Raw genomic sequence first — 25112 nt, 5'->3', positions numbered from 1 at the left:
CGGCCTAGTACGACTTGGGCAGGCCCAGGGTCTGGTGGGAGACGTAGTTGAGAATCATCTCCCGGCTCACCGGGGCAATACGAGCCACGCGCGAGGCCGTTATCAACGAGGCGAGCCCGAACTCCCGGGTGAGGCCGTTTCCGCCGAGGGTGTGCACGGCCTGGTCGACCGCCTTCACGCAGGCCTCCCCCGCCGCGTACTTCGCCATGTTGGCGGCCTCGCCCGCGCCGACGTCGTCGCCGGTGTCGTAGAGATGGGCCGCCTTCTGCATCATCAGGCGGGCCAGTTCGAGGTCGATGTGCGCCTGCGCCAAGGGGTGCGCTATGGCCTGGTGGGCGCCGATGGGGGCGTTCCAGACGGTGCGGTCGCGGGCGTACTCGATGGCTTTGGAGAGCGCGTAGCGGCCCATGCCGATCGCGAAGGCGGCCGTCATGACGCGTTCGGGGTTCAGGCCGGCGAAGAGCTGGAGCAGGCCCGCGTCCTCTCCCCCACTGCCGAAAGCGTGGGAGGGGCCCCCACCGACGAGTGCGTCGGCGGGGAGGCGTACGTCGTCGAGGGTCAGCTCGAACTGCTTCTCCACTGCCTGGAGTTCCATGTCGATCTGACGGCGGGTGAAGCCTTCCGCGTCCCGGGGGACGATGAAGAGGCAGGGCTTGAGGCGGCCGGTACGGGAGTCTTCGGCGCGGCCGACTATGAGGGTGGCGTCGGCTATGTCGACGCCGGAGATGAAGACCTTGCGGCCGGTGAGGAGCCAGTCGGTGCCGTCTTTGCGGGCCGTGGTGGTGATGCGGTGGCTGTTGGAGCCGGCGTCGGGTTCGGTGATGCCGAAGGCCATGGTGCGGGTGCCGTCCGCCAAGGCGGGGAGCCAATCCTGCTTCTGGGCTTCCGTGCCGAACCTGGCGATCACTGTGCCGCAGATGGCCGGGGAGACGACCATCATGAGCAGGGGGCATCCTGCGGCGCCGAGTTCTTCGAGGACGATGGAGAGTTCGGAGATGCCGCCGCCTCCGCCTCCGTACTCCTCGGGGAGGTTGACGCCGAGGTAGCCGAGTTTGGCCGCCTCGGACCAGAGTTGTTCGCGGTCGTAGGTGCGGCCGTGGCGTTTGCCGAGGGCGGCTACCGCTGCTCGGAGGGCTTCGTGTTCGTCGGATTCGATCGTGGATGGCATGGGGCTCCTCCCGGGTGCGAGTTGTCTGTGGGTGGTCGCGCAGTTCCCCGCGCCCCTTAGGTGGGTTCCACTACCGCCAGTAGAGAGCCGACCGTCACCTGTTGGCCGGGCAGTACCTGGAGAGCGCTCAGTACTCCTGTGACGGGTGCCGTGATCTTGTGTTCCATCTTCATCGCCTCCAGCCATAGGAGGGACTCTCCGGCCTTCACGGGCGCTCCTACGGCCAAGCCCTCCGCGATCCTGACCACCGTTCCCGGCATGGGGGCCACCAGGGAACCCGGGGCCAGCTGGGCCGTGGGGTCCGGGAAGCGGGGCAGTGCCCGCAGCCTCGTCGCGTTGACGTGCACCTCGTCGGCGTACCTCGTCACCTCGAACTTCCGCTGCACGCCCTCCACTTCGAGTACGACCAGACGCGCGTCCGCGTGCACGACCCGCACGCCGTCCGCTTCCAGGCCGTCGCGTGTGTGGCGGTAGCGGACCTCGTGCTCCTCGCCCGCGTGCTCGTAGCGCTTGGTCTGGGGCTGGGAAGGAACGTTGCGCCAGCCTCCGCCGAAGCGGGACGGGCGGCTCCGGGCGTCGGCGAGGGCTGCGGCCAGGGGGGCGTACGGGTCGGGGAGCGTCACCGTCAGGGACGGGAGATGGCGGTCGTAGAACGCCGTGGTCATCGCCTTCGTCGTGAAGTCGTCGTGGCGCAGGCTGCGGACCAGCAGGTCCCTGTTGGTGGTCGGGCCGTGGATCGTGGCCCGTTGCAGCGCGCCCGCCAGTTTGCGGAGTGCCTCCGTGCGGGTGGGGGCGTGGGCGATGACCTTGGCGAGCAGGGGGTCGTAGTGGACGCCGATCTCGGTGCCGTCGTCGTAGCCGGTGTCGAGGCGGACGGATTCCGGGACGGTCAGGCGGTGGAGGGTGCCCGTCTGGGGGGTCCAGTCGGTCGACGGGTCCTCGGCGTAGAGGCGGGCCTCGATGGCGTGGCCACGCGCGCGTGGAGGTTGGTCCGCGTCCAGCGCGCGGCCCTCCGCAACCGCGATCTGGAGAGCCACCAGGTCCACGTCGAACACCGCCTCCGTCACCGGGTGTTCGACCTGGAGGCGGGTGTTCATCTCCAGGAACTGCGCCTTGTCGTCGGTGACCAGGAACTCGACGGTGCCGGCGCCCACGTAGTCGACCGCGCGGGCGGCGCGTACGGACAGCGCGTGCAGCTCGGCCACGAGTCCCTCGGAGAGTCCGGGGGCCGGGGACTCCTCGATGACCTTCTGGTGGCGGCGCTGGAGGGAGCAGTCGCGGGTGCCGAGCGCCCAGACCGTGCCGTGGGTGTCGGCGAGGACCTGGACCTCTACGTGGCGGCCGTTCTCGATATACGGCTCCAGGAAGACCTCGCCGTCCCCGAAGGCGCTCGCGGCCTCGGCGCGGGCGCCCTCCAGCGCGGCGCTCAGCTCCTCCATGCGGCGCACGATCCGCATCCCGCGTCCCCCGCCGCCCGCGGCCGCCTTCACCAGCAGGGGCAGATCGGCCTCGGTGGGCTCCCCCAGCGGCGCGAGGCCCATCAGCTCCTTCGCGCGCGTCTTGGACGCCATCGCCTCGATCGACGCGGGGCTCGGACCGATCCACACCAGTCCCGCGTCCAGGACGGCGCGGGCGAAGTCCGCGTTCTCGGAGAGGAAGCCGTAGCCGGGGTGCACGGCGTCCGCGCCCGCCGCGACCGCCGCCTTCACGATCAGGTCGCCGCGCAGATACGTCTCCGCAGGGGTCGCCCCCGGCAGCCGTACCGCCGTGTCGGCCACGCGCGCGTGGAGGGCGTTCGCGTCGGCGTCCGAGTGCACGGCGACCGTCCGGATTCCCAGCTCACGGCAGGTGCGGAAGACGCGGCAGGCGATCTCGCCGCGGTTGGCGACCAGAACGGTTCCGATCACGAAAGATTCTCTTTCCACTAGATCACCGCAACCATCAATCGAGGAACCACGACGGCGAGCAACCAGGTCCGCGAGAGCGGCGGCGGTTCAGCCGCAAAGGGGGGCCCTCACATCCGGAAGATGCCGAAGCCGCCACGCGCGCCCTCGTAGGGCGCCGTGTGGATGGCCGACAGGCACAGGCCGAGGACGGTGCGGGTGTCGCGGGGGTCGATGACGCCGTCGTCGTAGAGCCGCCCGGACAGGAACATCGGCAGCGACTCGGACTCGATCTGCTGCTCCACCAGGGCCCGCAGAGCCGCGTCGCCCTCCTCGTCGTACGACTGCCCCTTCGCCGCCGCCGACTGCCGGGCCACGATCGAGAGGACGCCGGCGAGCTGCTGCGGGCCCATCACGGCCGACTTGGCGCTGGGCCAGGCGAAGAGGAAGCGGGGCTCGTAGGCCCGCCCGCACATGCCGTAGTGCCCGGCGCCGTACGAGGCTCCCATCAGCACGGACAGGTGCGGGACACGGGAGTTGGAGACCGCGTTGATCATCATCGCGCCGTGCTTGATGATGCCGCCCTGCTCGTACTCCTTGCCGACCATGTAGCCGGTGGTGTTGTGCAGGAAGAGGAGCGGGATGTCCCGCTGATTGGCCAGCTGGATGAACTGGGCCGCCTTCTGGGACTCCTCGCTGAACAGGACTCCCTGCGCGTTCGCCAGCACGCCGACCGGATAGCCGTGCAGCGAGGCCCACCCCGTGGTCAGGCTGGTCCCGTACAACGGCTTGAACTCGTCGAAGTCGGAGGCATCGACGATCCGGGCGATGACCTCGCGGGGGTCGAAGGGCACCTTCAGATCGCCGGGGACGATCCCCAGCAGCTCCTCCGCGTCGTACTTGGGCGGCTCGGCCGGGCCCGGATCGTCGTACGCCTTGCGGTGGTTGAGGCGTGCCACGACCCGGCGTGCCTGCCGTAGAGCGTCCTGCTCGTCGACGGCGAAGTAGTCGGCGAGGCCCGACACGCGCGCGTGCATCTCCGCGCCGCCGAGGGACTCGTCGTCGCTCTCCTCCCCCGTGGCCATCTTCACCAGCGGCGGACCGCCCAGGAACACCTTCGCGCGCTCCTTGACCATGATCACGTGGTCGGACATGCCGGGGATGTACGCGCCTCCGGCGGTGGAGTTCCCGAAGACGACGGCGACCGTCGGGATCCCGGCGGCGGAGAGGCGGGTCAGATCCCGGAAGATGGCCCCGCCGGGAATGAAGATCTCCTTCTGTGACGGCAGATCGGCGCCCCCGGACTCGACCAGGCTGATGCAGGGCAGCCGGTTGGCGAGCGCGATGTCGTTCGCGCGCAACGCCTTCTTCAGCGACCAGGGGTTGCTGGCGCCTCCGCGCACGGTCGGGTCGTTCGCGGTGATCAGGCACTCCACGCCCTCGACGACCCCGATCCCGGTGACCAGGGAGGCGCCGACGGTGTAGTCGCTGCCCCAGGCGGCGAGCGGGGACAGTTCCAGGAACGGCGTGTCGGGGTCGAGGAGCAGCTCGATGCGCTCACGGGCGAGCAGCTTGCCGCGCTTGCGGTGCCGTTGGACGTACTTCTCGCCGCCGCCCGCGAGGGCCTTGGCGTGCTCGGCGTCCAGTGCGGTGAGCTTGGCGAGCATGGTCTCGCGGTGGGCGCGGTAGTCGGGGCCGTTGGGGTCCAGCGCCGACGACAGGACGGTCACAGCAGCTCCTCCGGGATGTCCAGGTGGCGGGAGCGCAGCCATTCGCCGAGGGCTTTGGCCTGCGGGTCGAAGCGGTGCTGGGCGGCGACGCCGGCGCCGAGGATGCCCTCGACGACGAAGTTGAGGGCGCGCAGGCCCGGGAGGGCGTGGCGGGTGACGGGCAGGCCGGCGGTCTCCGGGAGGAGTTCGCGGAATCGGTCGACGCTCAGCGCGTGCGCGAGCCAGCTCCAGGCCTCGTCGGTCCGGGCCCAGACACCCACGTTGGCGTTCCCGCCCTTGTCACCGCTGCGGGCGCCGACGACGAGCCCGAGAGGAGCGCGGCGCGTGGGCCCCGACGGAAGGGGCTCGGGCAGCGGCGGCTCCGGCACGTCTTCCAGTACGACGGTGACCTGGGCCGGTGCCACGGACACCCGCCGCCCGTCATGGAGGACCGCCACATGGGGAACGGCCCCATGGGGGACGTACACATCCTCGAAGACCCCATAGGGCGCGCCCTTTCCAGGTGGTGCCAGCACATGGAAGCCGGGGTAGCTCGCCAGCGCGAGCTCGATGGCGGCCCCGCTGAGCGCCCGCCCCACGGCCTCCTGGTCCGGGTCCCGTACGACGAGCCGCAGCAGCGCGCTCGCGGTCTCCTCGGTGTCGGCGTCGGGGCGGTCGGTGCGGACGAGGTCCCAGCGCACCTCGCTCACCTTGCCGAGGGCCGCCTCCAACTGCCCCTTCACCAGCGCGGCCTTGGCCTCGATGTCGAGCCCGGTCAGCACGAAGGAGACCTCGTTGCGGAAGCCGCCGAGCCGGTTGAGGCCGACCTTGAGGGCGGGGGGCGGGGGTTCGCCGTGGACCCCGTCGACGCGGACGCGGTCGGGGCCGTCCTGGGTGAGGCGGACCGTGTCGAGGCGGGCGGTGACATCGGGGCCCGCGTACCGGGCGCCGCCCGTCTCGTACAGGAGCTGCGCGGTCACCGTGCCGACGTCGACGAAGCCGCCGGTGCCGGGGTGCTTGGTGATGACCGCCGAGCCGTCCTCGTGAAGCTCGGCGAGCGGGAAGCCGGGGCGTCGGACGTCCCCCTCCCGGAAGAAGGAATAGTTCCCGCCGGTCGCCTGCGTCCCGCACTCCAGCACATGCCCGGCGACGACGGCCCCCGCCAGCCGGTCGTACTCCCCCGGCGCCCACCCGAAGTGCGCGGCGGCGGGCCCGGTGACCAGGGCCGCGTCCGTCACACGCCCGGTGACCACGATGTCGGCGCCCTCGCGCAGACAGGCGGCGATACCGAAGCCGCCGAGGTAGGCGTGGGCGGCGAGGCTGCCGGGGTGCTGTGCGGTGAGGTCGTCGCCCTCGACATGGGCGACGCGGACGGGGATGCCGAACCGGCCCGCCAACTCCCGCACCCGGTCGGCGAGTCCGGCCGGGTTGAGGCCGCCGGCATTGGCCACGAGCTTGACGCCCCGCTCATGGGCGAGACCGAGCGAGTCCTCGAGTTGGCGCAGGAAGGTGCGGGCGTAACCGGCGCCGGGGGCCTTCAGACGGTCGCGGCCGAGGATGAGCATGGTCAGTTCGGCGAGGTAGTCGCCGGTGAGGACGTCGAGTTCGCCGCCGGTGAGCATCTCGTGCAGGGCGTCGAACCGGTCGCCGTAGAAGCCGGAGGCGTTGCCGATACGCAGCGTGCTCACCCGGCCGCCCCCTTCGGCGGGCGTCCACCGCCCGGTGGGCCCGCGAAGGCCTGGGCGATGTCGAGCCAGCGGTCGGCGTCGGAGCCTTCGGTGCGCAGGGCGAGGTCGGCGCGGTGGGCACGGTGGGTGACGAGGAGGCAGAAGTCGAGGGCGGGGCCGGTGACGCGGTCGGTGGCGTTCTCGGGGCCGTAGATCCACAACTCGCCCGAAGGGGCGGTGAGTTCGATGCGGAACTCCTCGAACGGCGGGGTGAGCCCGTGCACGCCGAAGGAGAAGTCGCGGGTGCGGACACCGAGCCGGGCGATATGGCTCAGCCGGTCGGTGGGGGCGCGGGTCACGCCCAGTGCGTCCGCCACGTCCAGGCCGTGCGCCCAGGTCTCCATGAGGCGGGCGGTGGCCATGGAGGCGGTGGACATGGGCGGGCCGTACCAGGGGAAACGGGCGCCGTCGGGGGCGGCCCGCAGGGCGTCGGCCAGGTCCTCACGTCCCGCGCGCCAGTAGGCGAGCAGCCGCGCCGGGGGCTTCCCGGCACCCTCCTCGGCACCGTTGTCCACGAAGTCCCCGGGTGCGGCGAGCGCCTTCTCGACCTCGCGGGAGAAGCCGTCCTGATCGGTCACCGCCAGCAGGGAGGAGTGGTCGGTCCAGGCGAGGTGGGCGATCTGGTGGGCGATGCTCCAGCCGGGGGCGGGCGTCGCGAGCCGCCATTGCTCGGGGCTCAACTCGGCCACGAGCAGGTCGAGCTCCTCGCTCTCGGCGCACAGATCATCGATGACGGGCGTCGGGTCTGCCATGGAGCGAGGATGTCAGCGCCCACAAAAACAAGCAAGCGTGCTTGCATGAAAATGTGCGGCCCCTTTGTCTGCCACTGGCGACGCCCGACTTTTCCACAAGCCGAGATCCCTGCGCATTCACATGGCCACTCTCAGTCATGGGAGGTGGTCGGCATGCGGATCCGTGAACTCGACCCCAGCGCATCGCCGTTGGACTACTACGGCTACGAGCTGCGCCGCGTACGGGAGGAGGCGGGGCTGACGCTGGCGCAGCTCGGGGCGATCGTGTTCTGTACCGGGTCGCTGATCGGACAGATCGAGACGGCGACGAAGGTGCCGCAGCGCGAGTTCTCCGAGCGGGTGGACGCGGCGATGGGGACGGACGGGATGTTCTCGCGGCTGGTGGGGCTGGTGCTGCGGAGTCAGTTGCCGAACTGGTTCCAGCCGTATGCGGAGATGGAGGCGAAGGCGGGGTTGGGAACTGCTGTCAGTTGACGGTGCTTGGGTGTGTTTGAGCGTGTATGGGTGAGCGTTGCGGCTACCGTGCGCGAATTCGATGGAACGGGAGTTCTTGCATCGAATGCGTGACCTTTGCGGGAGGGGTTCGTTGGGCGTGGTGAGGGAGCTACGGCATCGGGCGGGGGGTGAGGGGAATGGGCGGGCTGCGCGAGGTGGTCGGTGCCGTTCGTCGCTCTCGGCCCTTCTGGTGTGGCGATCCGTACCCGGCTCAAGCACCTCACGCCCGAGGATGAGAAGGTTCTGCGCCTGGTGGGTGCGCACCTGGGCTCGCTGGCCTCGAAGGACCTCAAAGCGCGTTGCGCTGACGGCCTGGAGCACTCCAGCGAGACGTGGGCGGCCCGGAAGCGGGAGCTGACGGCCGAGGCGTCGTCCAGGTGGGCGGGCAGCATCACGAAGGCCACGCACGATCAGTGGGCACTCGCCAGGCGCGGGCAGTCGGCGCACGTCCAGTCCCTGGGGTGGAGCGGCTGACACGGTCGGAGGTCATCCGCTGACGCGGGGCAGCACAGCCGCACCGTTCTCGCCGTCCGGCGCGCGTGAAGGCGGGACGATCGGAGCCGACGGCGGCCGCGTCCCCGCCAGACTGTCGAGAAGGTTCCTGCGGATCGGGTGGAGCCGCGGTGCGCGTCGGTAGCCGAGGTGGCGTTCCAGGGGCCAGAAGACGGGCTGGCCCGCGGTGCGTCCTGGTTCCGTTGTGGCGGGTTCGGCTGTTGGGTCCACCCCGTCCTTCCATTCCACGTCCTCGAATGCGCCGTTCTCCGCGGCGCCCTCGACGACGGGTCCCGCCAGTACGTCGGTGGTGCGGTGGATGTTGATCCAGGCGTGCAGGTTCCGCAGGGCGTGGATCGAGTCGGCGGGCGCGTAGCCGGGGTAGTGGCGCCGGAACACCACCCCGACCGGGCTGCCCGTGGTCAGCAGGGCGATGCGCCGGCGCAGTCCGGGCCGTACCTGCCACAGGGCCGCCACGGCGATCACGGATCCCATGGAGTGTGCCTGGATCAGCAGGCGGCGGCGGTCGTTCTCGTCCAGCAGGTACTCGATCCGGTGCACGAGTTCGGGGACGGTGCGCACCGCCCAGGCCGCCGGGGTGAACGGGTGCGCCGCACGCGGCCAGAACGCGCCGAACGCCCAGGCCAGCCCCGCGTTCCGGCGCATCTCGGGCCGCAGCACGATGGCGCGTACGGCGAACACGGCCACCGCGACGAGACCCACCAGGATGACGGCCCCGAGCGTCGTCAGCTGCTGGAGTACATCGACCATGACGTCCCGTACGCCGGCCAGCCAGGAGCCGTCGCCGACCCAGTAGGCCCCGTACATGGCGCAGGTCAGGAGGACGACCAGGACCGCGAGGGTGGCCAGGCCGCGGTCGTACCAGATCAGGGCGCGGATTCCGGCGTACTCCGCGAACCGCAGCCTTTTCCACTGGCGTTGGTTGTCGAGGATGTCGTCGGGGTCCGCGTCGGGATCGGGGGCGGGGGGCGAGACGTTCCGCAGCCAAGGCCGGCGCAGGGCCGTGCACGCGGCGGCGATCGCGCCCACCGCCACGCCGAGCAGCACGACCAGCGGGAAGGCCGCCGCGACCACCTGGACGGCCCGCGGGATGAGGGCCGCGTACGGGTCGCCGTCGGGGGTGAGCCAGCCCTGGAGCCACAGGGAGAACGCCGCGGTGTACAGCCAGCCCACGAAGCAGGCCAGCACGCCCACCACGGGTCCCAGCAGCCCGTACAGGGTCGTCCTCGACGCCGAACCGGTCTCGCCGCGGACCATCGCGAGACAGGCGATGACCATGAGCACGAGTCCGACGCCCTGGGCGATGACCACGTAGTTCGCCTCCGCGCCCATGCCGGGCAGCATCGTGGAGCGCTCGCGGGCGGCGTCCCAGTCCCGGGACGGCACCGCGCAGCACACCATGGCACCGACCGTCACCGCCAAGCAGCCGCCGACAGCCCCTTTCGCGTACCGCAGGGGCCATCGGAGCCTGTGCCGCGGAGTGCCCATGGTTCCCTCGCGCTGGACGTAGCTGGCGCGGAAGTACGGGCCGTCGATCACCACGAGGACGGCGATCACCAGGATCAGCACGAACAGGGTCAGGGCCAGGGTGGCGTCGCCCTCGCGCAGGTCGTACTGGAGCGGCGGGACGATGAGCAGCATGGCCACCGTGAGCAGTCCCGCGCACAGGTGCCGTGTGGTCAGGCCCTTCGCCCGCGTGTTGTGCTCCCAGAAGCCGCGGACCTCCAGGGGCCGACGGGTGCGGTGTCCGTTGCGCCGGTGCCGGTCCTCCTCCTCGGCCCGTTCGTAGTTCTCGCGCGCGGCGGTCCTGAGCACCGGGCGGTACTCGCGTTTGGCGTCCCGGGCGCTGAACGCCATCAGGGTGCCGACGATCAGAGGCGCGAGGGCCGCGAGGGCCAGGCACGTCCCGGTGTCCGGCTCACGGGCCGCGGTCACCGCGAAGTTGCCCGAGACGCAGTCGGCGGTCTCGGCTCCGCACTGCCAGACGACCTGGTCCATGGCCGCCTGTCCGAAGACGCCGACCAGCATCACCGTCAGGGAGAGTCCGAGCAGCCGCGCTCCGAAGCTGTACAGGGAGCCGTGCCATGAGCGTTCCGGTAAGCGTGGCTGCATCCACGTCACCAGGTTGATCACGAGAAAGGGCAGCAGGAAGAGCCAGGCCGCCCGGCCGGCCCCGCCGATCAGCAGCCGGGGCCAGTCGTACACCTCCCGCAGGGGGCGCGGCCCGTCCGTGTCCTCCTCGGCGGGCCGGTACCACCCCGCGCTGTCGTCCCCGCTCACCTGGCGTACACCGGGCGGCCGGAGCACCTCCTCGCGGTCCACGACGCCGGTGCCGGGTATGACCAGTTCGATCAGTTCGATCGGCTCCGGCGGGGGTGGTTCGCCGACGGGCGCACCCGGTGTTCCGTTGTCCATGAGAGCTCAGGGTGAGGCTGCCGACGGCTGCTGACAATGCGCAGAATGTACGAGAAGTCGGCTGTCCGGAAGGCGGCCCGGGCTTCCCGCGGGCCTCAGGAACCGTCCTCCTGAACCTTGGCCTTCCCCCGCCCCACCTGGGTCCGCACCGCCCCCATGCTCGCCGCGATGACCAGGGCGATCGCGGCGGCCTCGGTCATGGAGAGAGCCTGGTTCAGGATGAGGAAGCCGGCGCTCGCGGCGATGGCCGGTTCGAGGCTCATCATGATCGCGAAGGTGGAGGCGGGGAGGCGGCGCAGGGCGACGAGTTCGAGGGTGTAGGGCAGGACCGAGGAGAGGATCGCCACGGCCGAGCCGAGGGCGATCGTCGTGGGGTCGAGGAGCTTCGCGCCGGATTCGGCGACGCCCAGCGGGAGGAACACCAGCGCCGCGACGACCATGGCGAGGGCGAGCCCGTCGGCCTGCGGGAAGCGGCGGCCCGTACGGGCGCTGAAGACGATGTACGCCGCCCACATGGCGCCGGCGCCCAGGGCGAACAGGACACCGACGGGGTCGAGGCCGCCGAAGCCTCCGCCGCTGAGGAGGAAGACGCCGCCGAGGGCGAGAGCGGCCCAGACGAGGTTGACCGCCCGGCGGGAGGCGATGACGGAGAGCGCCAGGGGGCCGAGCACCTCCAGGGCGACCGCCGGGCCCAGCGGGATGCGGTCGATGGACTGGTAGAAGAGCCCGTTCATCCCGGCCATCGTGATGCCGAAGACGACGACCGTGCCCCAGTCCGCACGCGTGTACCCGCGCAGCCTCGGCCGGCAGACGACGAGCAGGACCAGCGCGGCCGCCACCAGCCGCAGGGTCACCACACCGGACGCCCCGGCCCGCGGCATCAGGCTCGCCGCGAGGGCGCCGCCGAACTGCACCGAGATGCCCGCGGAGAGCACCAGACCGATGGAACCGAGGGAATCCCGGCGGTGCGGGACTCCTGCCGGAGCGGTCTGGGCGACGGGGGTCTCGGAAACCGGGGTCGGCGTGCTCACGGGGCCTTCCAGAGGACTTGGCGCGGATTTCGTTCATCTTGATGGACTTACAAGTCCACAGTAATGGACTACGTCAGGCGCGTGAACCTTTTTTGCCACTGTTTCCGGATGACTCGGCTCACGCCCCAGGACCCTCCAGCCCCTCCGCCAGCACCTCCGCCAGATGCCGCCCCCGCACCCCCGCCAGCTGCCCCAGCTGCGTCCGGCAGGAGAAGCCGTCCGCCAGGACCACCGCCCCGTGGGCCGCCGCCCGCACCGCCGGCAGGAGCTGTTCCTCCGCGCAGGCCCGCGACACCTCGAAGTGGCCCTTCTCGAAGCCGAAGTTGCCCGCGAGTCCGCAGCAGCCGCCCGCCAGCTCACCGGTCAGGCCCGCGGCTTCCCGCAGCCGCCGCTCGGCCGCGTCTCCGAGGACCGCGTGCTGATGGCAGTGGGTCTGGCCGACCGCCGGACGGTCCACGCGAGGCGGCCGCCAGTCCGGCGCCAGGCGCTCCAGCGCCTCCGCGAAGGTCACCACCCGCGAGGCGAGACGCGCGGCCCGCTCGTCGTCGTGGAGCAGCTCCGGCAGGTCCGTGCGGAGCGCCGCCGCGCAGCTCGGTTCCAGGACCACCACCAGGAGGTCCGTCTCCAGTACCGGTGCCATCAGGTCGAGGGTGCGGCGCAGGACCGTACGGGCGCGGTCGAGCTGGCCCGTGGAGACGTACGTCAGACCGCAGCAGACCCGGCCGCGGCGCGCCGCGAGCGGACGGAAGCCCCCGGACGCCGTGCGCAGGGTCGGCGGCAGCACGGTCCCGATCCCCGCCGCCTCCAGGACCCGTACCGCCGCCCGCCCCACCTCGGGCGACAGATGCTCGGTGAAGGTGTCCGGCCACAGCACGACCCTTCCGCGCGGCCCCTCGCCCCGCGGCCTGAACGACCGGCTGAACGTCCTGGTCGCCAGCCGCGGAATGTCCCGCTCGGGAGCGAGCCCGCCGAGCCTCTTCGCGACGGCCGCCAGCGGGCGCACCGCGGCCAGCGCATTGGCCAGCCGCGCCGCACGCGTACGGGCCACCGCCCGCAGCCACACCGGCAGCCACCCCATCGCGTAGTGCGCGGCCGGGCGGCGCCGCCCCTCATAGTGGTGGTGCAGGAACTCCGCCTTGTACGTGGCCATGTCGACCCCGACCGGACAGTCCGACCGGCAGCCCTTGCAGGACAGGCACAGATCCAGCGCGTCCCGCACCTCCTCGGAGCGCCAGCCGTCGGTGACCAGTTCACCCGCGAGCATCTCGTGCAGCAGCCGGGCCCGCCCGCGCGTGGAGTGCTCCTCCTCGCCGGTCGCGCGGAAGGACGGGCACATGACGGAGGACCCGGGCGCGGACGTCGTACGGCACTTCGCCACGCCCACGCACCTGCGGACCGCCGCGGAGAAGTCACCGCCGTCGGCGGGGTAGCCGAAGGCCACGTCGACCGGCTCGCGGGGCAGGACGGAGAAGCGGAGGTTCGAGTCCAGCGGCGCCGGGCGCACCAGCATCCCGGGGTTCAGCAGGTCGTCCGGGTCCCACACGCCCTTCGCCCGCTCGAAGAGCCCCACCAGCTCCGGGCCGTACATCCGGGGCAGCAGCTCCGCCCGCGCCTGCCCGTCCCCGTGCTCACCGGACAGCGAGCCGCCGTGCGCCGCGACCAGGTCGGCGAGCTCCTGCGAGAAACGCCGGAAGCGGCTGACCCCCGCGTCCGTCAGCAGATCGAAGTCGATACGGACGTGGATGCAGCCGTCCCCGAAATGGCCGTACGGCGTCCCGCGCAGCCCGTGCTCGCCCAGCAGCCCCCTGAAGTCCCGCAGATACGCGCCCAGCCGGGCGGGCGGCACCGCGCAGTCCTCCCAGCCGGGCCAGGCCTCGGAGCCGTCCGGCATCCGGGTCGCCGTACCGCTGGCGTCCTCGCGGATGCGCCACAGGGCGCGCTGGCCGGCCGGATCCGTCACGACCACCGCGTCCATGACATCGGCGGCCCGCACGATCGTCTCCGCACGCGCGCGTGCCTCGGCCTCGGTGTCGCCGCCCGTCTCCACGAACAGCCACGCCCCGCCACGGGGCAGCGCCACCGCCGCGGGCACCAGGTCGGCCGCCATGCCCTCCACCGTCAGGGGGCCGTACGGCAGCAGTCCGGCCGCGGCCTCGGCGGCCGCGCCCTCGTCCGGGTATCCCAGCACCGCGAGGGCACGCGCGCGTGGTGACGCGACGAGTCGTACGACGGCTTCGGTGAGGATCCCCAGCGTGCCCTCGCTCCCGCAGAAGGACCGGGCGACATCCGCACCCCGCTCCGGCAGCAGCGCGTCCAGCGCATACCCGGAGATCCGGCGGGGCAGCTCGGGGAAACCGGTCCGCAGCCGCGCCAGGTCCCCCTCCACCAGCTCCCGCAGCCCCTCCGGCGCGCCCGCCCACCCCGGCCCCAGCCGCGACCGCCGCCCGCGCGCGGTGACCACGTCCAGCTCCCGCACACTGTCCGCGGTCGTTCCCCACGCCACCGAGTGCGAGCCGCACGAGTTGTTCCCGATCATCCCGCCGAGCGTGCAGCGGCTGTGGGTGGAGGGGTCGGGGCCGAAGCGCAGCCCGTGCGGGGCGGCGGCCTCCTGGAGCCGGTCGAGGACGAGACCGGGCTGTACGACGGCGGTGCGCGACACAGGGTCGAGGGCCAGCAGCCGGTTCATGTGCCGGGTGAAGTCCAGCACCACCCCGGTGCCGGTCGCCTGGCCGGCGATGGAGGTGCCGCCGCCCCGCGCGACGACCGGTACCGCGTGCTCCCGGCACACGGCGAGGACGGCGGCGACGTCGTCGGCGTCGCGTGGGGCCACGACACCGAGCGGGACCCGCCGGTAGTTGGACGCGTCCATGGTGGTCAGCGCGCGGGAGGTGACGTCGAAGCGGACGTCGCCCTGGACGGCTTTACGCAGAGCGGCCTCTAGATCCGTCATGTGTCCAGCAAATCAAACGCCGCGTCTCAGCCGACGGACTGCGTTTCGACCAGGTTTCCCGTACCGGCTAACCTCACTCCGTGGCTGAGATCCAGATTCCCGCTGACATCAAGCCCGCCGACGGTCGATTCGGCGCGGGCCCCTCCAAGGTGCGGACGGAAGCGCTGGACGCGCTGGCCGCAACCGGTACGTCCCTGCTGGGCACCTCACACCGCCAGGCCCCGGTCAAGAACCTAGTCGGCCAGGTCCGTGAGGGCATCAGTGCACTGTTCTCCCTGCCCGAGGGGTACGAGGTCGTCCTCGGCAACGGCGGCTCGACCGCGTTCTGGGACGTGGCGACCCACGGCCTGATCGAGCACCGGTCGCAGCACCTCACCTTCGGCGAGTTCTCCTCGAAGTTCGCGAAGGCCGCCAAGCTCGCGCCCTGGCTCGCCGAGACCGTCGTCATCTCCTCCGAGCCGGGCACCCACCCGGAGCCCGAGGCGGTGTTCGGCGTCGACACCTACGCCCTCACCCACAACGAGACCTCCACCGGTGTCGCCGCCCCGATCAAGCGCGTGGCCGGTGCCGACGAGGACGCCCTCGTCCTCGTGGACGCGACGAGCGGCGCCGGCGGTCTGCCCGTCGACATCGCCGAGACGGACGTCTACTACTTCGCCCCGCAGAAGTCCTTCGCCTCCGACGGCGGCCTGTGGATCGCCGTCTTCTCCCCGGCCGCGATCGAGCGCGCCGAGCGCGTCCACGCGTCCGGCCGCCACGTGCCGGAGTTCTTCTCGCTCCCCACGGCGATCGACAACTCCCGCAAGAACCAGACGTACAACACCCCGGCCCTCGCCACCCTCTTCCTGCTCAACCAGCAGCTGGAGTGGTTCAACGGCCAGGGCGGTCTGGCCTGGTCCACGGCCCGTACGAAGGACTCCTCGACCCGCCTCTACGGCTGGGCCGAGGAGAGCAAGTACGCGAGCCCGTTCGTCGCCGACGCCGCCAAGCGCTCGCAGGTCATCGGCACGATCGACTTCTCCGACGAGATCGACGCCGCCGCGGTCGCCAAGGTCCTGCGCGCCAACGGCATCGTCGACACCGAGCCCTACCGCAAGCTCGGCCGCAACCAGCTCCGCGTCGCCATGTTCCCGGCGATCGACCCGGCGGACGTCGAGGCGCTGACGAAGTGCGTCGACTACGTGATCGAGAAGCTGTAGTCGCCCAAGTTCGTACGACGATGAAGGGCGCCCGGGCGAACACCCGGACGCCCTTCTCGCGTACGGCGCTCCCCTAGGCCGCCGTACAGCTCACACTCGGCACACCCCCGCCCCCGGGCGCGCCGCCGAACCCGAAGCTCGCCGAACCGCCCGCGGCGACCGAGCCGTTGTGCGAGGCGTTGGACGCGGTCACGGTCGACCCGCTCTGCGTGTACGACGCGTTCCACATGCTCGTCACCCGCTGTGAGCCGCTCCAGGTCCAGGTCACCTTCCACGAACTGATCGCGGTCGTACCGGTGTTGGTCACCTTCACCTCGGCGTTGAAGCCGCCGCCCCAGTCGCTGCTGACGGTGTAGGCGGCGGTGCAGGCCGCCGTGCCGCCGCCGGGGTCGCCCGGATCACCGGGGTCGCCGCCGCCCGCCGGGAAGCCCGGCGCCTTGACGCTCGCCAGGTAGCCGTCCTTCACGGTGTCCACGGTCTGCCAGTCGTCCTTGAGGATCCCGCCCGTGTCACCGGAGTTGGGGTTCCAGGACCAGAAGGTCCAGTGGAAGGAGTCCGAGCCGTACGTCGACGTCGGCCGCAGATAGTCCACCAGCGCGGCCAGCCACCGCTGGTCCACGGTCGACTGGAGGGTCGTGCCGAACTCGCCCACCCACACGGGCGCGATGTTCTGCTTGAAGATGTAGCCCCAGTACTTGTCCCAGATGCCGGGCATGTTGGCGGGGAAGGTGGGATCGCTGAACCAGCTCTGCTGGGCCACGGACGTGGCGTAGTCGTGCGCCGAGTAGACGACCCGGTTCGCCACGTTCAGCTGGACCGGGTGGTCGGCCACTCCCATCAGGTTGCCGCCCCACCAGCCGGAGACACCGTTGTACGTCTGGACACCCTCGACGAAGATCAGCAGCTCGGGGTTGACGGCCAGGACCGCGTTGCCGGCCCGCTGGGCGGCCAGACGCCAGTCCCTCGTCGTGTCGCCGCAGCCCCAGCAGGCCGGGTCGTGGGGCTCGTTGTGGAGGTCGATGCCCACGACGGTGTCCTGGCCGAGGTAACGGGTCGCCAGGTTCTTGAGGTTGGCGATCCAGGTCGACTCCGGGACCGCCGAGGTGTACCAGAGCGCCGACTGGCCGCCGGAGTCCGGGCGGTGCCGGTCGAGGATGACCTTGAGGCCGTCCTGACCGGCGTACGAGACGATCTTGTCCAGGATCTGGAGGGAGTTGAGTCCTTGCAGGTCGGCGTTCTTGCCGCTGGAGAAGTCGATGCTGTTGGGGACGGTCCCCGACTTGAAGATGTCGTCGCTGAACGGGATGCGGATCGTGTTGTAGCCCAGCGTTTTCATCTGGTCGATCATGCTCTTGTAGTCGCGTGACCAGAGGCCGTGGAGGACGTAGTTGCCGGTCTCGAAGCCGAACCAGTTGATGCCGGCGATACGGACCGGCTGCCCGGCCTCGTCCAGGATCTGGCGGCCGCTGGTGTGCCAGTAGCCGGCGCCGGCCGCGGCCTCGGCGGCCTGGGCACTCTGGGCCGTCAGCGCGCCCAGCGGTAGGAGCAGGGCCGCCGCCACCGCGCACAGCGCTCTTCGCAAGCTGCGGAACATGTAGCTGCTTCCTCTCGGGGAGGGGGCGCGGGCCCGGAACTGGGTGGGAGCGCTCCCACACCCGCACCTCCCATGGAAGTCAGGTCACATGGACACGTCAAGACGCTGGACACTACCGGCTGAGCTTCTGAAACCTGCGTATCGCCAAGGGCAGGAAGATCGCCGTCAGGATCACCGGCCACACGTACGCCATGAGCAGCGCGTGCTGCTCGACCCAGGAGTCCCCGCCGCCGACCGGGGTGCCGAACAGGTCGCGGGTGGCGGCGGCCGTGGAGGAGATCGGGTTCCAGGAGGCCACGGCGCCGAGCCAGTCGGGCATCAGCTGGGGTGCGACGAAGATGCTGGAGATCATCGTGAGGGGGAAGGCCACCGCGAACAGGCCGCCCGCCGCCTCCGGGTTGGGCACGATCAGCCCCAGCCACACACCGATCCAGATCAGCGCGAACCGCAGCCACAGCAGCAGCCCGAACGCGGCGAGGAAGCCCAGGCCCCCGTCCGGCCGCCAGCCCATGGCGATCGCGGTCAGCATCATGATGGCCAACTCGGCGCAGGCGACCAGCAGATCGGTGACCCCGCGCCCGGCCACGACCGCCGAGGACGCCATCGGCATGGAACGGAACCGGTCGATCACGCCCTTCGTGGCGTCGTACACCACGAGCGTCGCGGTGTTGATGAAGCCGAACGCCATCGTCATCACGAACATCCCGGGCATCAGGAAGTCCTTGTAGTCCCCGCCGCCGGGCACCTGCATGGCGCTGCCGAAGACATAGCCGTAGAGGAGGACGGAGAGGATCGGGAAGCCCAGCTGCCAGGCGATGTTGATGGGCTGGCGCTGGTAGTGGGTGAGGCCTCGGCGGACGATGTTCCAGACGTCGGCGAGGATCCAGTAGGTGCGGCCGTGGGTGGACTGGCCGGTCAGGTCGACGGTGCTCATGCGGCTGTCTCCTCCTGCTCCGTGCGGTGTCCGGTCAGGCGCAGGAACACGTCGTCGAGGCTGGGCCTGCGCAGCCCGATGTCCTCGACGCGGACGCCCTCGTCCTGGAGGGTGCGGGCCACCTCGGTGAGCGCCGAGACGCGGTCGACGACCGGGGCGTGGACGCGCAACTCGCCCTCCTCCGCCTCGGGTTCGCCGTCCGAGACGCGTGCGACGACCTTCACCACCCGCGGGATGTCGGCCCGTTCGGCGACCACCACCTCGATGCGGTCGCCGCCGACCCTGCTCTTCAGCCCGTCCGGGGTGTCGTCGGCGATGGAGCGCCCCTGGTCGATGACGGTGATGCGGGAGGCCAGCTTGTCGGCCTCCTCCAGGTACTGCGTGGTCAGCAGCACGGTGGTGCCGCTCGCCACCAACGCCCGCACGGAGTCCCAGACTTCGCCCCGGCTGCGGGGGTCGAGTCCGGTGGTCGGCTCGTCCAGGAAGAGGACAGCCGGGGCGAGGATCATCGAGGCGGCGAGGTCGAGGCGGCGCCGCATGCCGCCGCTGTACTTGCCGACGCCCTTGTCCGCCGCGTCGGTGAGGTCGAACTGCTCCAGCAGGTCGGTGACGCGCGCCTTGGCCCGCCGGCCGCCGAGGTGGAAGAGCCGGCCGAACATCTCCAGGTTCTGCCGGCCGGTGAGCACCTCGTCCACGGCCGCGTACTGCCCGGTCAGCCCGATGCGGGCGCGCACCTCGCGCGCGTGCCCGGCCACGTCCAGGCCGGCCACGGTCGCCTGTCCGCCGTCCAGCCGCAGCAGCGTGGCCAGGATGCGGACGGCCGTGGTCTTCCCGGCGCCGTTCGGCCCGAGCAGTCCGTGCACGGTGCCTTCGCGGACGGCCAGGTCGAAGCCGTCGAGGGCGCGCTTCTCGCCGTACCGCTTCTCCAGCGCCTCGGCGCGCACCGCGTATCCGTCAGTCATGGGTTCCCCCTTGGTCTCCGTAACTGAGTACACCGTACTCGATTGCGCGTACGACGTACCCAATTAATTTCCGGGGAACTAAGCTGCACCCATGACGAGCAGTTCGGAGACCAGCGGCAGCGGGGACATCGTCCGCACCCTCGAGCTGCTGTGGGACACGGGCCGGCGCCCCAGCCGCGGGCCCAAACCGGCCCTGACCCTGGACCGGATCGTGGAAGCGGCCGTCCAGGTGGCGGACGCCGACGGTCTGGACGCGGTGTCGATGCGCCGTGTCGCCGGCGAGCTCGGCACCGGCGCGATGTCCCTGTACCGGTACGTCCCCGGCAAGGCCGAGCTGCTCGACCTGATGCTGGACCGGGTGCAGAGGCCGTCCGAGAACCCGGCGGACCTGGGCGACGGCGACTGGCGCTCGGCCCTGGAGGCCCTGGGCCGCGCGACCCTCGCCCTCTACCGCCGGCACCCCTGGCTGCTCCAGGTCAACCAGTCCCGCCCGATCCTCGGCCCGAGCGCCCTGGACGGCATGGAGAAGGTCCTCACCCTCATCAAGCCGATGGGTCTGACCGACCCCGAGCTGGTCTCGGCGATCATCATGATCGACGGTTACGTCGTCGGCGCCGCCCGCACCCAGCTGTACCAGCAGGAGGTGGAGCGCCGAACGGGCCTGACGGACGCGGAGTTCTGGCAGGCACAGGTGCCGATGCTGGAGAAGGTCATGGCGACGGGCCGCTACCCGGTGCTCGCCGCCCTCTCGGACGACGCGTTCGGCACCGACTTCGACCACTTCGAGTTCGGCCTGCAACGCATCCTGGACGGCCTGCAAGTCATCGTGTCGCGGCGCCGGACGGAACGGTGATCCGGGTCCGACGGCTCACCTGCGGCGCAGCACCCGGAACCCGAACACGACGGCCGCGGCGACGGCCACGGCGAAGGCGCCGACCTTGACGTTCTTGCTGTCGGAGCCGCCGTCGCCGTCGGCCTGACCCGAACTCCCGCTGCCGGACGGCGAGTCGGACGATCCGTCGCCCCCGGGCGCGTCCTCGGCCACCACCTCGCTGCCGGCGCCCTCGCTGCCGAGCATCAGCTTGGTGCCGTCCGGCGAGTAACTCACGGACTCCCCCTGCCCGATGGGCACGCTGATCCGGCCGCCGCGCTTGAGGTCGCCGCCGTTCCAGTCGTACCAGATGCCGCCGAAGTAACCGCGTACGGCGAGCTGTCGGCCGTTCGGCGAGAAGGCGGCGTCGGTGGCCCAGAGGTCGACGGCGGCGGCGGGCCTGAAGACATTGGCGCCGGAGGTGGAGAGCTTGGCGGGCCCCTCGTACAGATGCCCGCCGTCCTCCTGCTTGTCGATGAGGTAGACGCGCCCGGTCTTCGGATGGACGATCATCGACTCCGCGTCACGGGAGCCGTCGGAGTACTTCACGACGTACTGCTTGGCGCGGATCGTCTGGTCCTTGAGCTCCTTGGGCTCGGGCAGCTGGTAGATCCAGACGTAGGGCCAGGTCACCCCGTCGTTGTCGCCGATGTCCCCGACGTAGATCTGGTTGTCGGGCCCGATGGCGACGGCCTCGACGTCCCGCTGGGTGCCGACACCCTTCAGGGTGATCCTCGCGACGGTCTTCCCGGTGGAGCTGTCGACGGCGTAGAGGTACGTGCCGGTGTCCTGGTCGTTGTGGGTCCAGTAGATGCCCGGGTGCTGACGGGACGCGGCGAGCCCGCTGGACTCGGTGATGCGCGGATCCTCGATGGTGAACCCGTTGTCCCCGTCGGCGGCGGCCGCGGGGCTCGCGCCCGTGAGAACGAGCAGGGCAGTGGCTCCGACAACACCGAGTAGCGCACGCATGGGGCCAAGCTTGCCATCCCCGGAAGGGCGTTCGCGTGTCCGGCCTCACACCCCACCGCTCCCGCTGATCGTTCATCATGAGCGGATGCTCAGGTTCATGCCCGTCGGCGACTCCATGACGATCGGAAGCGCGGGCGAACACACATGGCGTTACCGGATGTGGCAGCACCTGCGCGACACCTACGACCGCCCCTTCGCCCTCGTCGGCCCGCGCGAGACGCTCCACGACAAGGCGACGGACACACCCACCTCGTACGAGTACGCCGACCCGGACTTCCCCCGCGCCCACCTCGCCGGCTGGGGCGAGGGGTGGCTGCACATGGCTCCGCTGATCGGTGACGCGGTCCGCTCCTGCCGGGCCGACGTCCTGCTGGTGTCGCTGGGCCTCATCGACCTGGGCTTCTACACGAACGCGGAACAGACGGCGGAGAACGTACGAGCCTTCGTCGAGCAGGCGCGGTCTGCGGAGCCCCGCGTCCGCATGGTCGTCCTCCCGGTCATCCCCAACGTCCGGGCCCAGGACGACGCCCCCTTCGGCGCGCAGGTCACCCTCTTCAACGAACTCCTCGCCAAGGCGGTGGCCGACCTGGACGAGCCCCGCTCGCCGCTGCTGCTGGCGTCGCCGCCGGTGTCGTACGACTTCACCGTGGACACGTACGACGGGACGCATCCGAACGCGAGCGGTGAGCACAAGATCGCGGAGGCGTTCGCTGAGGCGATGCACCAAGCGTGGGGATGGGGACAAACGTACGCGGCTGGAACAAACTGACCGAATAGCGGCGTACCTCGATCACCGTGCGTATCGTTGTACCGCGCGGCTGCACCGGTCCGTGGGGCAGCCGGGGAGGAGCGCCACGATGACCGTCCTTGAAGACAGGATCGAGATGGCCGACGCAGACGGCGAGCTGACTCTGGACGAGCTGTTCGAGTCGATTGAGCGGACCACCCCCGAGGGATACAAGGTCGAGATCGTCGAGGGGGCCATCTTCATGTCGCCGCAGCGGGACACCCACTGGGAGATCATCCTGGACATCGTCGAGCAACTGCGCACCAAGTACCCGCGCAAGCGCGTGAAGTCGGACGTGCGTGTCGACTACCCGGGCCACCTGAACGGCTTCGCCTCCGACGTCACACTCGTGGCCGAGAACGCCGAGAAGAACCCCAAGGGACTCTGGCGCTTCGAGGACATCGAGTTCGTCGCCGAGGTCATCTCGAAAGGCACCGCCGCGAACGACTACGGGCCGAAGAAGACCGCCTACGCGGTCGCCGAGGTACCCGTCCTCCTCATCGCCGACCCCTACCAGGGCAAGTGCCACCTCTACACCCAACCGAAGGATGGCGAGTACCTCACCGAGCTGTCGGTCGCTTTCGGATCAGCCATCGACATGACCACGACCCTCCCTCGGCCTGGCTCTCAAGACCGACGAGTTCCCCCGGGACTGAGCCGGCACCCCACCTCCCACAGCAACTCCCCTTCCACGAACGGCACTCCGGCCGACGGCACCGACCGCCACCCCAGCGGCCACGTCACTCCGGTCAGCGCGGGTACGCCCACGTACGCCAGTCCCCGGTCACTCCGCGTCAGGGCGCGCACGCCGGGCGGCCATTGGAAGGAGGCAGCGGTTTGCGGGGGCAACAGGAAGTACATGTTCCGGTCGCCCGTCGCCTCGACCACGATCGGGCCGGCCTCGAAGTCCGTAGAGCGCATCAGCTCCGAGGCGACGCGCTCGGCCAGCGGTTCCTTCATGCGTACGGCGTCGAAGTGGATACCGGCGTGGCGCAGGGCGTGGCCGGAGGCGGGGATCCAGGTGGGGATCCAGGGGGCGGCGATTCTCTCGTTCATGACGCAAAGGCTTCCGCACGCTCACATACTGTGACCAGGGCGGCGCAAGGTCCGTGCGGGGCTGTGTACTTGGGGAGGCTCGTGTGCACTCCGGTGAACGGGGTTCGGGGAACCTGGAGATGTTCGGCTCGTTGCTGCGGTTCTATCGGGAGCGGGCCGGGATGACACAGGAGGCGCTCGGCAAGTGCGTCGGGTACTCCAAGTCCCAGGTGGCCATGGTGGAACGGGGAGAGCGGGCACCCAAGGGACACTTCGTAGAGGTCGCGGACGAGCAGCTCGGTGCACAAGGTGCACTGATTGCGGCGGCGCGGACGCTGAAGCGCAGCCGGTTCCCGTCGTGGTTCGAGGACTATGCGGAGATGGAGGCAAGGGCCACCGCGATCTACATGTACACCACCCATGTGATCCCGGGACTGCTCCAGACCGAGGCCTACGCACGGGCGACCTTCGAAGTCCACCGCCCGTCGCTGGAGGACGACGAGATCGAAACCCGGCTGGCCGCCCGCCTGGACCGGCAGCGGGTCCTGGAGCGCAAACCCGCGCCGGTCGTCGGCTTCGTACTGGAAGAGCACATCCTCAATCGCCCGCTCGGGGGCGATCAGGCTCTCAAGGAGCAGCTCGGCCGCATCCTCGACATTGGCCTGCGCCGCAACATCGAGATCCAGGTGATGCCCACCGACCGCCAGGACCACTCCGGCCTCGACGGACCCATGATCCTGCTGGAGACCGAGAGCCCCGATCGCATCGCGTATGTCGAGGGTCCGCACAACGGCTACTTCGTCAGCCAGCAGCCCGAGTTGGGCCAGATGTTCGCACGGTATGGCATTCTGCGGGCGCAGGCCCTCAACCCCGAGGAGTCGGCGCAGTTGATCAGCGAGGTGGCAGGCAGGCTATGAGTACGGACCTGGACTGGTTCAAGAGCAGCTACAGCAGTGGCCAGGGCGGCGAATGCCTGGAGGTCGCCCTCACCCCCACCACCATCCACATCCGCGACTCCAAGACCCCCACCACCCCGACCGTCCAGATCACCCCCACCACCTGGACGACCTTCCTCAACTCACTCCCCTAGAACATCCCGTTCTCATTGGCGGAGCTGGCCGGTACATCCTGCAACACATCCCAGTGCTCCACGATCTTCCCGCCCCGCACCCGGAACAGATCCACCACCGCCTGCCCCCGCTCCCCCGGCGCCGGAATGTAGTGACTGTGGACGGCGACCAGATCCCCCTCGGCGATGACCCGCTTGGGCTCCACCTTCAGCTCGGGGAAGGCCTTGAAGTACCCGCCCAGCCCTGACTTCACGCCCGCCACACCATCCGCGATACCGGGGTTGTGCTGGTGGTACTCGGGACCCCAGTAGCGGTCGATCGCCGACAGGTCCTTCTTCACGAGCAGTTGGTCGAAGGCGGCCGTCACCAGCTTCTTGTTGTACCCGGTAAGGAACCCGGGACCCGGCTCGGTCGTCCGGGGCCAACTCACCGTGGAGAACATGTCGTTGCCGTTCACCGACGACTCCGGCACGGCCTGTCCCACGTCCCAGTGCTCGGCGATCTTCCCGCCCTGGAAGCGGAAGATGTCGAAGACGGCCTGACCGCGGTCGCCCGGCGTCAGGACGACGTTCGAGTGCACCAGGACCAGGTCGCCCTCCGAGAGCACCCGCTTGATGCCGTACACCGCGTCCGGGAACTGGGCGTGCACCGACGTCGCCAGCCCCTTCAGCGTCTCCGCCCCGTCCGGCGCGAAGGGGTTGTGCTGGATGTAGTCGGGGCGGACGAAACGGTCCACGACCTTGGTGTCGCCGCGCTCGAAGACGCCCTTGAGGACGCGTTCGGCGACCGCCTTCTGATAGCCGAGGCGGGCCGGGTCGAGGTGGCTGAGGGACGCCGGGCGCGGTGCCGCGACGGCCGGTGCGGCTGCCGCGGCCAGTACCGCGGTGGCGGCCATGAAAGCGACGACTGCCTTGCGGACAGGCGTGGTGGGGGACACAGGACTCTCCAGGCGATAGATATTGAAAGTTCAAGCTCTAACTTTCCATAGGAAAGCACTAACCATTGGTTAGCGTCAAGACTCAAGATCACCCTTGCCTAGAGCGCGCTC

General features: G+C 70.4%; 19 protein-coding genes and 3 pseudogenes. 8 read left to right on the top strand and 14 right to left on the bottom strand.

The annotated features are described in order from the left end of the window. Positions 1-4: 4 nt before the first annotated feature. From QF037_RS26420 to QF037_RS26400, 5 genes are all read right to left on the bottom strand, one after another. Positions 5-1168 carry an acyl-CoA dehydrogenase family protein gene (locus QF037_RS26420; protein ID WP_307029260.1) on the bottom strand — a complete coding sequence of 388 codons (1164 nt, stop codon included), beginning with the start codon at positions 1166-1168 and terminating at the stop codon, positions 5-7. Positions 1169-1224: 56 nt separating this feature from the next. Next, a complete protein-coding gene (locus tag QF037_RS26415; protein WP_307029258.1) occupies positions 1225-3075 on the bottom strand; it encodes an acetyl/propionyl/methylcrotonyl-CoA carboxylase subunit alpha in 1851 nt (616 codons plus the stop codon). Between the two features lie 107 nt (positions 3076-3182). Further along, positions 3183-4781 (bottom strand): acyl-CoA carboxylase subunit beta, encoded by a 1599-nt coding sequence (locus tag QF037_RS26410; RefSeq protein WP_307029256.1) that lies wholly within the window; start codon positions 4779-4781, stop codon positions 3183-3185. Beyond that, the gene (locus tag QF037_RS26405; protein WP_307029255.1) at positions 4778-6448 is read right to left on the bottom strand and encodes an acyclic terpene utilization AtuA family protein; all 1671 of its coding nucleotides are present in this window, start codon (positions 6446-6448) and stop codon (positions 4778-4780) included. Before QF037_RS26405 ends, QF037_RS26410 begins: the two co-directional genes overlap by 4 nt. Further along, complete coding sequence (locus tag QF037_RS26400; protein WP_307029253.1) at positions 6445-7239, bottom strand: TIGR03084 family metal-binding protein; 795 nt, start codon at positions 7237-7239, stop codon at positions 6445-6447. The genes QF037_RS26405 and QF037_RS26400 overlap by 4 nt, the downstream gene beginning before the upstream one ends. A 153-nt stretch (positions 7240-7392) precedes the next feature. Here QF037_RS26400 and QF037_RS26395 point away from each other — a divergent pair. Next, a pseudogene (locus QF037_RS26395) lies at positions 7393-7689 on the top strand (helix-turn-helix domain-containing protein); the annotation flags it as partial. A gap of 182 nt (positions 7690-7871) precedes the next feature. Continuing rightward, positions 7872-8193: pseudogene (locus tag QF037_RS26390) on the top strand (IS200/IS605 family accessory protein TnpB-related protein); the annotation flags it as partial. Between the two features lie 27 nt (positions 8194-8220). On the opposite strand, the gene QF037_RS26385 reads toward QF037_RS26390, so the two are convergent. The 3 genes from QF037_RS26385 to QF037_RS26375 all read right to left on the bottom strand — a co-directional run bounded on the left by QF037_RS26385 (position 8221) and on the right by QF037_RS26375 (position 14643). Beyond that, positions 8221-10662, bottom strand: a complete 2442-nt coding sequence (locus QF037_RS26385) for a hypothetical protein (RefSeq protein WP_307029251.1) — start codon at positions 10660-10662, stop codon at positions 8221-8223. Between the two features lie 95 nt (positions 10663-10757). Then, positions 10758-11693 carry an EamA family transporter gene (locus QF037_RS26380; protein ID WP_307029249.1) on the bottom strand — a complete coding sequence of 312 codons (936 nt, stop codon included), beginning with the start codon at positions 11691-11693 and terminating at the stop codon, positions 10758-10760. A 118-nt stretch (positions 11694-11811) separates the two neighbouring features. Then, entirely contained in the window at positions 11812-14643 is a 2832-nt protein-coding gene (locus QF037_RS26375) for an FAD-binding and (Fe-S)-binding domain-containing protein (protein WP_307029247.1), read from the bottom strand. 80 nt (positions 14644-14723) lie between these two features. Between QF037_RS26375 and serC the strand changes: the two genes are divergently transcribed. Further along, a complete protein-coding gene (gene serC, locus QF037_RS26370; protein WP_307029245.1) occupies positions 14724-15842 on the top strand; it encodes a phosphoserine transaminase in 1119 nt (372 codons plus the stop codon). A 73-nt stretch (positions 15843-15915) separates the two neighbouring features. Here serC and QF037_RS26365 read toward each other — a convergent pair whose 3' ends face one another. The 3 genes from QF037_RS26365 to QF037_RS26355 all read right to left on the bottom strand — a co-directional run bounded on the left by QF037_RS26365 (position 15916) and on the right by QF037_RS26355 (position 19332). Then, positions 15916-17436, bottom strand: coding sequence for a cellulase family glycosylhydrolase (locus QF037_RS26365; protein ID WP_307029243.1), 1521 nt, complete (start codon positions 17434-17436; stop codon positions 15916-15918). Between the two features lie 112 nt (positions 17437-17548). Continuing rightward, positions 17549-18370, bottom strand: coding sequence for an ABC transporter permease (locus QF037_RS26360; RefSeq protein ID WP_307029241.1), 822 nt, complete (start codon positions 18368-18370; stop codon positions 17549-17551). Further along, positions 18367-19332 (bottom strand): ATP-binding cassette domain-containing protein, encoded by a 966-nt coding sequence (locus QF037_RS26355; RefSeq protein WP_307029239.1) that lies wholly within the window; start codon positions 19330-19332, stop codon positions 18367-18369. Before QF037_RS26355 ends, QF037_RS26360 begins: the two co-directional genes overlap by 4 nt. 91 nt (positions 19333-19423) lie before the next feature. Between QF037_RS26355 and QF037_RS26350 the strand changes: the two genes are divergently transcribed. Then, positions 19424-20185 (top strand): TetR/AcrR family transcriptional regulator, encoded by a 762-nt coding sequence (locus QF037_RS26350; protein WP_307029237.1) that lies wholly within the window; start codon positions 19424-19426, stop codon positions 20183-20185. 15 nt (positions 20186-20200) lie between these two features. On the opposite strand, the gene QF037_RS26345 is transcribed toward QF037_RS26350, so the two are convergent. Continuing rightward, on the bottom strand, positions 20201-21172 hold the full coding sequence (locus tag QF037_RS26345; protein ID WP_307029236.1) for a WD40 repeat domain-containing protein: 972 nt from the start codon (positions 21170-21172) through the stop codon (positions 20201-20203). Between the two features lie 85 nt (positions 21173-21257). Between QF037_RS26345 and QF037_RS26340 the strand changes: the two genes are divergently transcribed. Beyond that, positions 21258-21941 carry an SGNH/GDSL hydrolase family protein gene (locus QF037_RS26340; protein ID WP_307029234.1) on the top strand — a complete coding sequence of 228 codons (684 nt, stop codon included), beginning with the start codon at positions 21258-21260 and terminating at the stop codon, positions 21939-21941. Positions 21942-22029: 88 nt separating this feature from the next. Continuing rightward, positions 22030-22615, top strand: a pseudogene (locus tag QF037_RS26335) (Uma2 family endonuclease). Here the strand turns inward: QF037_RS26335 and QF037_RS26330 are convergent. Beyond that, positions 22587-23015 (bottom strand): hypothetical protein, encoded by a 429-nt coding sequence (locus QF037_RS26330; RefSeq protein WP_307029232.1) that lies wholly within the window; start codon positions 23013-23015, stop codon positions 22587-22589. The pseudogene QF037_RS26335 and the gene QF037_RS26330 overlap by 29 nt on opposite strands. Before the next feature lie 83 nt (positions 23016-23098). Between QF037_RS26330 and QF037_RS26325 the strand changes: the two genes are divergently transcribed. Beyond that, the gene (locus tag QF037_RS26325; protein ID WP_307029230.1) at positions 23099-23911 is read left to right on the top strand and encodes a helix-turn-helix domain-containing protein; all 813 of its coding nucleotides are present in this window, start codon (positions 23099-23101) and stop codon (positions 23909-23911) included. Then, a complete protein-coding gene (locus QF037_RS26320; RefSeq protein WP_307029228.1) occupies positions 23908-24084 on the top strand; it encodes a DUF397 domain-containing protein in 177 nt (58 codons plus the stop codon). The genes QF037_RS26325 and QF037_RS26320 overlap by 4 nt, the downstream gene beginning before the upstream one ends. On the opposite strand, the gene QF037_RS26315 is transcribed toward QF037_RS26320, so the two are convergent. Continuing rightward, positions 24081-25001 (bottom strand): nuclear transport factor 2 family protein, encoded by a 921-nt coding sequence (locus tag QF037_RS26315; RefSeq protein ID WP_307029226.1) that lies wholly within the window; start codon positions 24999-25001, stop codon positions 24081-24083. The two genes, QF037_RS26320 and QF037_RS26315, sit on opposite strands and share 4 nt — an antisense overlap. Positions 25002-25112: the final 111 nt, after the last annotated feature.

Source organism: Streptomyces canus, assembly GCF_030815415.1.
GTDB lineage: Bacteria > Actinomycetota > Actinomycetes > Streptomycetales > Streptomycetaceae > Streptomyces > Streptomyces canus_F.
This window is presented reverse-complemented; position numbering and strand designations above follow the sequence as displayed.

Coding starts and splice junctions, on each gene's coding strand:
- QF037_RS26360 (WP_307029241.1), bottom strand. CDS start 18,370: ATGAGCACCGTCGACCTGACCGGCCAGTCCACCCACGGCCGCACCTAC.
- QF037_RS26375 (WP_307029247.1), bottom strand. CDS start 14,643: ATGACGGATCTAGAGGCCGCTCTGCGTAAAGCCGTCCAGGGCGACGTC.
- QF037_RS26355 (WP_307029239.1), bottom strand. CDS start 19,332: ATGACTGACGGATACGCGGTGCGCGCCGAGGCGCTGGAGAAGCGGTAC.
- QF037_RS26400 (WP_307029253.1), bottom strand. CDS start 7,239: ATGGCAGACCCGACGCCCGTCATCGATGATCTGTGCGCCGAGAGCGAG.
- QF037_RS26385 (WP_307029251.1), bottom strand. CDS start 10,662: ATGGACAACGGAACACCGGGTGCGCCCGTCGGCGAACCACCCCCGCCG.
- QF037_RS26330 (WP_307029232.1), bottom strand. CDS start 23,015: ATGAACGAGAGAATCGCCGCCCCCTGGATCCCCACCTGGATCCCCGCC.
- QF037_RS26365 (WP_307029243.1), bottom strand. CDS start 17,436: ATGTTCCGCAGCTTGCGAAGAGCGCTGTGCGCGGTGGCGGCGGCCCTG.
- QF037_RS26420 (WP_307029260.1), bottom strand. CDS start 1,168: ATGCCATCCACGATCGAATCCGACGAACACGAAGCCCTCCGAGCAGCG.
- QF037_RS26340 (WP_307029234.1), top strand. CDS start 21,258: ATGCTCAGGTTCATGCCCGTCGGCGACTCCATGACGATCGGAAGCGCG.
- QF037_RS26350 (WP_307029237.1), top strand. CDS start 19,424: ATGACGAGCAGTTCGGAGACCAGCGGCAGCGGGGACATCGTCCGCACC.
- QF037_RS26320 (WP_307029228.1), top strand. CDS start 23,908: ATGAGTACGGACCTGGACTGGTTCAAGAGCAGCTACAGCAGTGGCCAG.
- QF037_RS26345 (WP_307029236.1), bottom strand. CDS start 21,172: ATGCGTGCGCTACTCGGTGTTGTCGGAGCCACTGCCCTGCTCGTTCTC.